Raw genomic sequence first — 9,562 nt, 5'->3', positions numbered from 1 at the left:
GTGAATCGTTTGGGACAGGGAAAAGCTTATTACATCGCATCGCGCAACACTGGATCGTTTCATAGTCATTTTTACAGAAGTTTAATTGATGATGCAGGTCTCAGTAAAGCACTCAATGTGCAGCTGCCACATGGAGTGAATACGGCAATTCGTACTGATGGAGTTCATGATTATATTTTTATAATGAATTTTACGCATAAGCCACAAGAGATTACATTGGATGGACGAACTTATGCAGATATGCTTGAAAATCATGTGATAACAGACAGCAGCGTTCAATTGGGTGCCTATGCTGTTAAGGTTCTAAAGGCAGAGAGATAGGGGATGACTTATGAAAACAGGTAAACGCATGATGGTATTTGCGATGTTGATCTTGTTATCCAGCTTTTTGTACCCATTGGGCTCTGTGGGAGTGGGTGCGGCTTCGGCCGCCCCTGCTTTCGCCAAAGGAGCAGATATAAGCTGGGTTGCAGGGATGGAAGCCCAAGGGATGTCCTGGAAGGATAAAAAAGGGGTTCGCCGCGATGTACTGCAAATTTTACGGGATGATTATCAGATCAATTCGGTTCGTATTCGTGTATGGGTGAACCCTGACATGAAGGATTATGCAAGCGGATACATGAATGCCGAGAAGGCGGCAGAACTTGCACAGCGGGCCAAAAAGTTAGGCATGAGTGTTATGCTGACCCTGCATTATAGTGATTCCTGGGCTGATCCGGGACAGCAGAATAAACCTTATGCATGGCGCAATTTTACATTTACACAGCTTATGGATGCGGTATGGTCTCACACCGTCTATGTTATGAATACGATGAAAAGTAAGGGTGTGACACCGGACTGGGTGCAAATCGGCAATGAAACAAACAATGGAATGCTCTGGGATGACGGCAAAGCCTCGGTGAATATGAAAAACTATGCGTGGCTTGTCAATACGGGGAACAATGCTGTTAAATCCGTAAGCAGCAGCACGAAGACGATCGTACATTTAGCTAACGGTGATAACGATTCCGTTTTAAACTGGAATATTGGTGGATTGATTGAAAATGGAGCTCAGTTTGACCTTATTGGACTGTCTCTATATCCGTCTCCTTCTGACTGGCAGGGCAAGGTAGATCAGACGATAACCAATGCCAATAGTCTCATTGCAACATACGGGAAAGGCATTGTCATTAGCGAAATTGGAATGGATTATAATGAACCTGCTGCTTCCAAGGCATTTATTTCTGCAATCAAAACGAAGGTTCGGAATATTGGAGGCGGCAAAGGCGTGGGCGTATTTTATTGGGAGCCGGCTGCAACCCCAGGTTATAATAAAGGGTATAACAAAGGTGCTTGGCAGGCTGACGGTAAGCCAACATCAGCGATGGAAGGCTTCTTAAACTAAAGAAGCATGTAAGAGCATATCAAAGAACCTCTAATGCGCATTCTATGCAGATTAGAGGTTCTTTATTGTTATGAGGATTGGATGTTATACTTTTAAACTTCCCGGTTTACTTTGAAAAATGAAATGAGCTCTTCCAGCTCCCCGGACATCGATGTAAGCTTGTCCGAAGCTTGGACAATGGAAGCCATAGACTCCGTTTGTTCTCCAATGGTTTGCTCAATTTGTTTGCTACTGCTGACTGTTTTGCTAACGGTGGAGGACAGCTCGTCAGAGGTAGCTGACATTTCCTGCGTGCTGGCTGAGATTTGCTCAGTTGCGCTGGATACTTCCTGGATTTGTGACGACACTTTATTGGACGCTTCTAAAATCTCAGAGAACATTTGGCCTGTCTGCTTCGTAACTTCCAGTCCAACGTGAACTTCTTTTGTGCCGAGGCTAATGCCTCTTACGGTTTGTTCAATCTCTTTTTGAATTTCTTCAATAAGCTCTGCAATTTGTTTGGCGGATTCTTGAGACTGCTCAGCCAAATTGCGTACTTCTCCCGCTACTACTGCAAACCCCTTGCCTTCTTCACCAACTCTGGCAGCTTCAATTGATGCGTTGAGGGCCAGCAGATTCGTTTGGCTGGCTATGCCGGTAATGATGCTTACAATATTACTGATTTCGTTAGAACGATTCTGCAGTGCATTGACGGAATCAACTGTACTTTCCATTGTAGTGGAGATGGAGTCCATTTGATTGGATAGCTTTTGGGCTACCTGATTGCCTTCAACAGAGCGTTTTTCCATAGAATAAGCTTGGTCTGCTACAGAAGAGGAGCTTTCTGCAATGGTTTGAATCACTGTAGACATTTCATTCATAGCTCTGGAACTTTCAAGTGCTGCGTGATCCTGAGCTTCAAGTCCCTGGGTAATTTCTCGAATATTATTGTTAATGATGTTGGTATTCGTACTGTTTTTCTCGCTGATGCTTAACAATTCCTGAGCTGATCCTGTTACTTCTTGCGTCGTATCTTGTACTTTTACCATTGTATCGTTAAGGCGTTTAATCATCGAATTAAATTTTTGATTGATAATACCAAGATCGTCTAGGCCTGTTTTGATTTTTACATTCAGATTACCCTCGCTGACTTCCTCAATCCCCTTCATCAAGGAACGAATCGGAGAGAGAGTGCGTTTTACCAGCAAGTATTGAATTGTCAAGAAGATAGCCAGAAACAGAATGAGCAACGAAACGCCATATAGAAGCAACTTATGAAGCCCCGCAGGTACAGAGTTCGCATCTACGTCAAAGAAAATTGCACTTGTGACTTTACCGCTTGCATCTGTAATCGGGTACACAATAGTAGTCCACGTGCCATATTCGTCTGTATAAAAGCTGCTCAATGCTGATTCATTGGATTGAAGCATTTCATTTACAGCTTCTGCATTTTCTTTAGGAAGAGTATACATATCTCCAATATTCATCTTCGAGGTTTGGAAAGCTTGAACCAAATTAGTGGGAACGCCAATAATGGAGGTTTGATTTCCTTCTTTTAGTTCTGTCCCAAATATGTAAGCTTGGGCGACATTAGGATAAAATGTGTGAATAGAATCTAGAAATTTGCGTAATTCCTGTTGAACAGAACCGTTATAATCTTTTTCGCTTAAAGCTTGTTCTACTTTTGTTTTGTCGACATCTTCTGCCCATTTTTTGGTTAATACTTTAACCTGGTCTTGCAGCTGCGTGGTGAGAATGTTCTTTTGAAGTATATAGCTAGATGTGATAAGAATAGCACCTATTAATACGATGTTAATGAAAGATATTAATAGATTTTTACCAAAAAAGGACATAGTGCTCCACTTCAAGTTTTTCACAAGTTTCTTCTCCTTTAAATTTTATTTAATGCGACAGTACAGCTATCCCTATATATTTCGTCAATTTCCTTTATAAATGTTAGCGATTTATTGCAATTGGGATATACTTACGGATTGATAATGAAAATTTTAATTAGAAACGACAAAACGTATGTAAGCCCACCAAACATAAAAAAGCGGCAACCCACATTCAATAAATGTAGGTCACCGCTGGTTGGTAAAACGGGATATAATGATGCTTTCTATTCACATTAAATTGCTTTATTGTTGTAACAATATTTAAAAAGTAAGATAAATGAGGGCGAACGGATGCCCTTCATTCTTTTATATACCAGTCTTCGCTGAGTGTTAGAACTTTCTGTCATTATACAAGCAGTGAAATGAGCAGAGGGATCGTAATAAGCGATACTACAGAGCTAATAACAAATGCAGATGCTGCTTCGGTTTCCAGTGATTCATAGCGGGTCGCAATCATAGCGGCCACAGCAGAGCCGGGAAATGCGACAAGCAATACGGCTTTGGTCACATCCTCAGAGGATAGTCCGATCAGAACAGCAATACCGAGCATAACTACAGGCATCACGATGGCTTTCAGTACAGCGATACTAAGTGCTCTTGGACTGAACGTAATCTTTTTAATCCCAATAGTTACCCCGATGGCAAAAAGAGCTGTACCCGAAGTAATATTACCAATTTGATCAAACATGGATTGCAAAAGTTTCGGTGCTTGGAATCCGCATAAAGTTAGTACAACACCAATCAAGGGTACGCAAGCCAACGGCTCACTGAGTCCATGTAGAACTGATTTTATAGTGAATTTAAATAAGTTGCCTTTATTGTCGTCGGATTGTGTTGATTTACGCTGGCCGACCGTTCCCAAAATACTTGCAAGCGGATCGAGAATCGCATTAACAACAATACCGGTAATCGCAATAGGAATAGCGACAACTGCACTTCCGAATAAGCTTCCCAAAACTGGAATCCCCATGAATGCAAAAGAAGGCTGGGTTGAATTCAATGCGAACATGGAGGATTCTGTCAGCCCCTTTTTGGCGATTAAGCGATATAAGACGAGCAATACGATATAAAAGCCGATGATCCCAAGCAGCAAAGTTACAAGAAAGGGCCATTTTTGGATTAACGTCTCTCTTGGGGTCGTCGTAATACCAATAAACAAGTGTGCAGGTAAAGCAAATTTGGTTACCAGTGTATTCAATCCCTTAGAGGATGCTGGGTTAAAGGTCTTGAATAAACCTGCGAAATAACCAATTAAAATGACAAAGAAAATAGGAATTAAGATGATAAAGATATGACCTGTAGCCATGATGTCTCCTCCAATGAAGATGTCCGCCAAAAATGGCGGACATCAGTTAAATAATCACTTTGCTTACAGCAAGTTTAGATTTTGATGTTGTTCGCTATTTTTAAACCAGAACGGCTTCCTGTCCATACTGTTTGATGGGTTTATAGTTGCACTCCCACATGGAACCCCGAACCGCTTGTACGATATCGTCTGGGATATGACGCGCAACACCATCTTGAACTGCCGCTTTAGCAACTGCTACAGCAACAGCTTCGGATACTTCTCGCAGTTCGTTGATTTTTGGCAGCAGGGAAGCACCAGGCTGTGACAGATCAACCATTTGAGCGACTGCATGTGCAGCTGCTGCAAACATGCTATCTGTTATTATTTTTGATTTTACTACGATTGCTCCAAGACCAAGGCCCGGGAATACGAACGCATTGTTAGATTGCCCAATTTCAAACGAAATATTATTGTAGATTACTGGCTCAAAAGGACTTCCTGTTGCAATGAGCGCTTTTCCTTCTGTCCAGTGGATCAGATCATGAGGAGTAGCCTCCGCCAGTGGAGTCGGATTGGACATTGGCATAATAATAGGGCGTTCTGTATGCTTGGCCATCTCTTTAACGATTTCCTCGCTAAATGCTCCTGCAACACCGGATGTTCCGATCAAAATCGTCGGTTTCACACGACGAACGACTTCAAGTAGAGAGATTTTTCCATCTTCAGCATGCTCCCAGTCGCGGCATTCGGCCGCATCGCGCACATAAGGGACCTGGAATGGCAAAAGACCTTCTGTTTCATTCGTAAGCAGGCCGCGGTAATCATAAGCCCAGAAGTTACGTCTTGCTTCAGCTTCTGACAATCCTTCCAGCATCATGGCTGCACTAATTTGGTCTGCATTGCCGATTCCGGCAGCTCCTGGGCCAAACACGAGAACCCGATGCTTGCTCAGAGGGATTCCGGACAATTGGACACCAGACATCACACCTGCGAGCGTAACCGCGCCAGTACCTTGAATATCATCATTAAACGTTAAAATATTTTTCCCGTACTTATTAATAATATTCCGAGCATTGACGTTACCCAGATCTTCCCAGTGAAGCAGTGCGTTCGGGAAAGCAGAAAGTGCAGCTTGAACATAAGTATCAATAAATTGATCATATTGTTCTCCGCGTACACGTTTATGACGGTTCCCCATGTATAAAGGATCTTCTAACAGCTTTTCGTTATTTGTACCTGCATCAAGCACAACGGCCAGCACCCGGCTAGGATCAATACCAGCAGCGGCTGTATATACAGCAAGCTTACCAATGGAGATGTTAATACCGCCAACTCCCCAGTCCCCGATTCCCAAAATACTTTCAGAATCTGTGGCTACAATCAGGTCGATATCATCAGGACCCAAGTTCAGGTTCTTAAAAGCGTCTTTGATGCCAGCAAGATTATCAATAGATAAATACATACCGCCTGGTTTGTGATATTCATGACTGTATTCCTGAATAGCCTGACCGACTGTTGGGGTATAAACAATCGGGAGCATCTCGCTCAGATGTTCGGAAAGCAAACGATAATAGAGAACGGTATTGCGATTAAAAAGATCATTTAAGGCAACGTTTTTACGTAAATTATCTGGTTGGCTTTGAAATTGCTCGTACACCCGTTGAACCTGTTCCTCAATCGTTAATATGGTGGGAGGAAGAAGGCCGTCAAGTCCGAGCTGTTGACGTTCTTCCAGCGAAAAAGCCACTCCTTTGTTTAGCAGTGGGTTGGCCAGAAGATCTTTTCCGGTTAATTTGGTTTCGATCGTTCCGTCTTCCGTAACATGAAAAGCACGCATTTCCAATTCCTTCTTTCTAAAAAATACATTTGGTTAATCCTTGAACAATTCGTGAACAAGTATACGCCTTATTTTAAACCAAGTGAACAAGTATGTTGTGTGAAAAATGGTTATATAAGTGTTTACATAAGAAAAAATATGAAAATGAAAGCGATTTTCAATGATTTTCAACTGAAAAATTCATTAAATTTTCATAATATTTTCGGTAAATATTCATTAAATGTGACTTTTTTTATAGCTTTATAATTCGATTGAATATGTATGGAGAAATAGCTTAACTTGAGAAATAGCTTAACTTCATTTTTTATAAGCGAAGTTAAGCTATTTTTTATTGTAGGGATAATTAAGAATCAAACACTTTCATTAGCAACTGGACTAGAGCGTCTCATCCAGCTGTTGCGCCATTTCAATTGCATGGTGACGACCAGAACAAGAGCACAGAATGTGATCAGGCTCAGACAGATGAAGCCTGGCATGTAAGAGCCCGTTAATTTGTACAGATGGCCCAGAATCAGGGGAAGAAAGTACCCGCCTATGCCGCCAGCAGCACCGACGATGCCGGTCATGAGCCCGATTTCGTTGCCGAATCGTTGCGGCACAAGCTGGAATACGGAGCCGTTGCCCGCACCAAGGAACATCATTCCTACGAACAGCAGGACTACGACCACGGCAAGTGGTGGTAAAAAAGCAATGCTGGCGAGCATAGTCCCGGCACCGGCATACAAGTACATTAACATGCGTGAACCACCGATCCGGTCGGACAAAAAGCCGCCTACGGGGCGAAAAAAGCTGCCGGCGATGACACAAACGGTCGCAAAGTCAGCGGCATGTACTGCGGAGAGCCCGTATTGAGTATTGAAGAAAATGGTCAAATAATTAGATAGGCCGACGAAGCCGCCGAACGTCACGCAATAAAAGGCACAGAACACCCAGGCATCCCTCTGTTTAAGCACCGAAGCATATTGCGACAGACTTTTTGGTGCCGGGCGATGAGGGCTGTTGCGAGCAAAAATACTGAACAGAACAAAGACGATGAAAATTGGAATGATGGCCAAGCCAAAAACGATCTCCCAACTGCCAAAATGCTGGGCAATGCGGTTGGCAAACAAAGTTGCGAGGACGGTTCCACTGTTGCCAGCACCAGCAATTCCCATGGCCAGCCCTTGATGCTCTTTGGGGTACCATTGTCCAGCCAATGGTAGTGCAGCTGCAAATGAAGCTCCAGCCACACCTAAAAGTAGGGCGACAACATACAACTGCTCTAGCGAATCAACCCACAGCCAGCCGAGCAGGAGTGGGATGATCGTGACAAGCATACCAATCTGCCCCGTGAGCTTCGGCCCCATATAATCCGACATGAATCCAAGCACGAGTCGCAGCAGGGAACCGCTAAGTATCGGTAGAGCGACAAGATTGGCTTTTTGTACAGGGTCCATTGGATAGTCATGAGCAATGACAACGACCAACGGCCCGATCATTCCCCATATCATAAAGCTAATATCAAAATACAGAAAGGAGCCAAACAGGGTGGGTTTGTGTCCGCTGTGCCAGAAACTTTTTTTCTTCATTCTCAATCTCTCCTCTTCTACTGTTGTTTGAACAGCTCAGGTCTCAGACTTGAGCTCTCAGTTGAACATAAAAAGCCGCAAATCGTCCCGTCATTGATATCTGGGAACGTTTTGCGGCTTCATTGCCGTGTTGGATACACCTCATTGTGCATCGTTTGGGTATGTTCACATGGTAGTGATTTTAATTCAAATTATAAAAAGGTATGCTAGTTGTGTCAATATATATAACATTAAATTCGGAATAAATTAAAAAAAGATTGGAAGTATAGGTTTTATGTATTGAATGTTGACATAATACTCACAATCCAGTAATCTAAAATGCATATCGGTACAACGATGTACCGACATTTACGGCAACGTTGCCCTTTTCCACAGATATGGAGAAGGGCTTTTTCTGTCTTGTTTTGTTTCAATTCGGAGAATGGGGCTGGATTCATTATGATAAAAAGATTGGTCGTCATCGGTAATGGTATGGCAGGCATCAAATGTGTGGAGGAAATTCTTCGACTGGAGCCGGACCGATTCCAAATTACCATATTTGGCGCAGAACCACGACCCGGGTACAACCGTGTGCTCCTGTCCAAAATGCTTCAGGAGGAGAGTTCGTTCAATCATATCGTCACACATAACTGGGACTGGTATGAAGAAAATGGAGTAAAGTTGCAAGCTGGTGAACGCGTGTGTCGTATTGATGTGGTCACTGGTATGGTGGAAACAGAATCCGGCATGCAAGAGCCCTATGACATTCTCATACTGGCAACTGGCTCATTGCCTTTCATACCTTCCATCTCTGGAGTCCGAAAAGAAGGAGTCATCGCTTTTCGTGATGTGGATGACTGTGAAACCATGGCAAGGTACGCCAAAACGTACCGAAGGGCCACCGTCATCGGAGGAGGACTATTGGGGCTTGAGGCTGCTCAAGGCTTGCTGAATTTAGGGATGGAAACGGACGTTGTTCATAATGCGCAGTTTTTGATGAATCGTCAGCTTGACCGTACTGCGGCTGTGCTTTTACAACGGCGGTTGGAGCAACAGGGCATGCGGTTTCATTTGGCGAAGGATACGGTCCGTATTATCGGCCGTAACCGAGTACAAGGATTAATGTTTGCAGATGGGAATAGATTGGAAACGGATTTGGTCGTGCTGGCGGTTGGTATCCGGCCCCATATCGGATTGGCTCAGGACAGTGGTCTGAAGGTAAACCGTGCCATTGTCGTGGATGATTATATGCGCACGAGTATTGCTGGGATTTACGCAGTTGGTGAATGTGCTGAGCACCGCGGGATTTCATATGGGCTGGTGGCGCCGCTATATGAGCAGGCCAAAGTGCTGGCAAAAGTGATTTGTGATCATGAAACGGCTCCCTATGAAGGGACGGTCCCGTATGCACAGCTCAAGGTGGCGGGGATTCATTTATTTTCTGCCGGAGACATTCGTGAAGAGGGAAACGAGATCGCGATCGTGGAGTATAACGGAATGCAGGAAATTTACAAAAAAGTGATGATGCGCGCCGGCGCTATCACTGGAGCTATTTTGTTCGGTGATACGGCGGAAAGTACCTCGCTGCTCGGCATGGTACAGCGCGGCGCGCCAGTTACAGAGCTTATATCC

General features: G+C 43.8%; 7 protein-coding genes. 3 read left to right on the top strand and 4 right to left on the bottom strand.

The genetic code is table 11. The annotated features are described in order from the left end of the window. Positions 1–321, top strand: a 321-nt coding sequence (locus AC5V8P_RS19615; RefSeq protein WP_495473791.1) for a Beta-galactosidase C-terminal domain, incomplete at its 5' end; no start/stop codon positions are given. A gap of 10 nt (positions 322–331) precedes the next feature. Continuing rightward, the gene (locus tag AC5V8P_RS19610) at positions 332–1,384 is read left to right on the top strand and encodes a glycoside hydrolase family 53 protein (RefSeq protein ID WP_063213677.1); all 1,053 of its coding nucleotides are present in this window, start codon (positions 332–334) and stop codon (positions 1,382–1,384) included. A 92-nt stretch (positions 1,385–1,476) separates the two neighbouring features. On the opposite strand, the gene AC5V8P_RS19605 is transcribed toward AC5V8P_RS19610, so the two are convergent. The 4 genes from AC5V8P_RS19605 to AC5V8P_RS19590 form a co-directional block, all read right to left on the bottom strand. Beyond that, positions 1,477–3,240, bottom strand: a complete 1,764-nt coding sequence (locus tag AC5V8P_RS19605; RefSeq protein ID WP_064796275.1) for a methyl-accepting chemotaxis protein — start codon at positions 3,238–3,240, stop codon at positions 1,477–1,479. 364 nt (positions 3,241–3,604) lie between these two features. Beyond that, complete coding sequence (locus AC5V8P_RS19600; RefSeq protein WP_064796276.1) at positions 3,605–4,564, bottom strand: AEC family transporter; 960 nt, start codon at positions 4,562–4,564, stop codon at positions 3,605–3,607. 100 nt (positions 4,565–4,664) lie between these two features. Further along, on the bottom strand, positions 4,665–6,383 hold the full coding sequence (locus AC5V8P_RS19595) for an NAD-dependent malic enzyme (RefSeq protein WP_064796277.1): 1,719 nt from the start codon (positions 6,381–6,383) through the stop codon (positions 4,665–4,667). A gap of 350 nt (positions 6,384–6,733) precedes the next feature. Next, a complete protein-coding gene (locus AC5V8P_RS19590) occupies positions 6,734–7,951 on the bottom strand; it encodes a nitrate/nitrite transporter (RefSeq protein ID WP_064796278.1) in 1,218 nt (405 codons plus the stop codon). 438 nt (positions 7,952–8,389) lie between these two features. Here AC5V8P_RS19590 and AC5V8P_RS19585 point away from each other — a divergent pair. Continuing rightward, on the top strand, positions 8,390–9,562 hold a 1,173-nt coding region (locus AC5V8P_RS19585), incomplete at its 3' end, for an FAD-dependent oxidoreductase (RefSeq protein ID WP_495473790.1).

The organism is Paenibacillus sp. N119s (genome assembly GCF_059447605.1).
Note: the sequence above shows the minus strand (reverse complement) of the source record. Positions and strands in the feature narration are given on the sequence as shown.

What these genes read in the sequence shown, in the direction of transcription:
- AC5V8P_RS19610 (WP_063213677.1), top strand. Translation starts at nt 332, where the DNA reads ATGAAAACAGGTAAACGCATGATGGTATTTGCGATGTTGATCTTGTTA.
- AC5V8P_RS19600 (WP_064796276.1), bottom strand. Translation starts at nt 4,564, where the DNA reads ATGGCTACAGGTCATATCTTTATCATCTTAATTCCTATTTTCTTTGTC.
- AC5V8P_RS19595 (WP_064796277.1), bottom strand. Translation starts at nt 6,383, where the DNA reads ATGCGTGCTTTTCATGTTACGGAAGACGGAACGATCGAAACCAAATTA.
- AC5V8P_RS19590 (WP_064796278.1), bottom strand. Translation starts at nt 7,951, where the DNA reads ATGAAGAAAAAAAGTTTCTGGCACAGCGGACACAAACCCACCCTGTTT.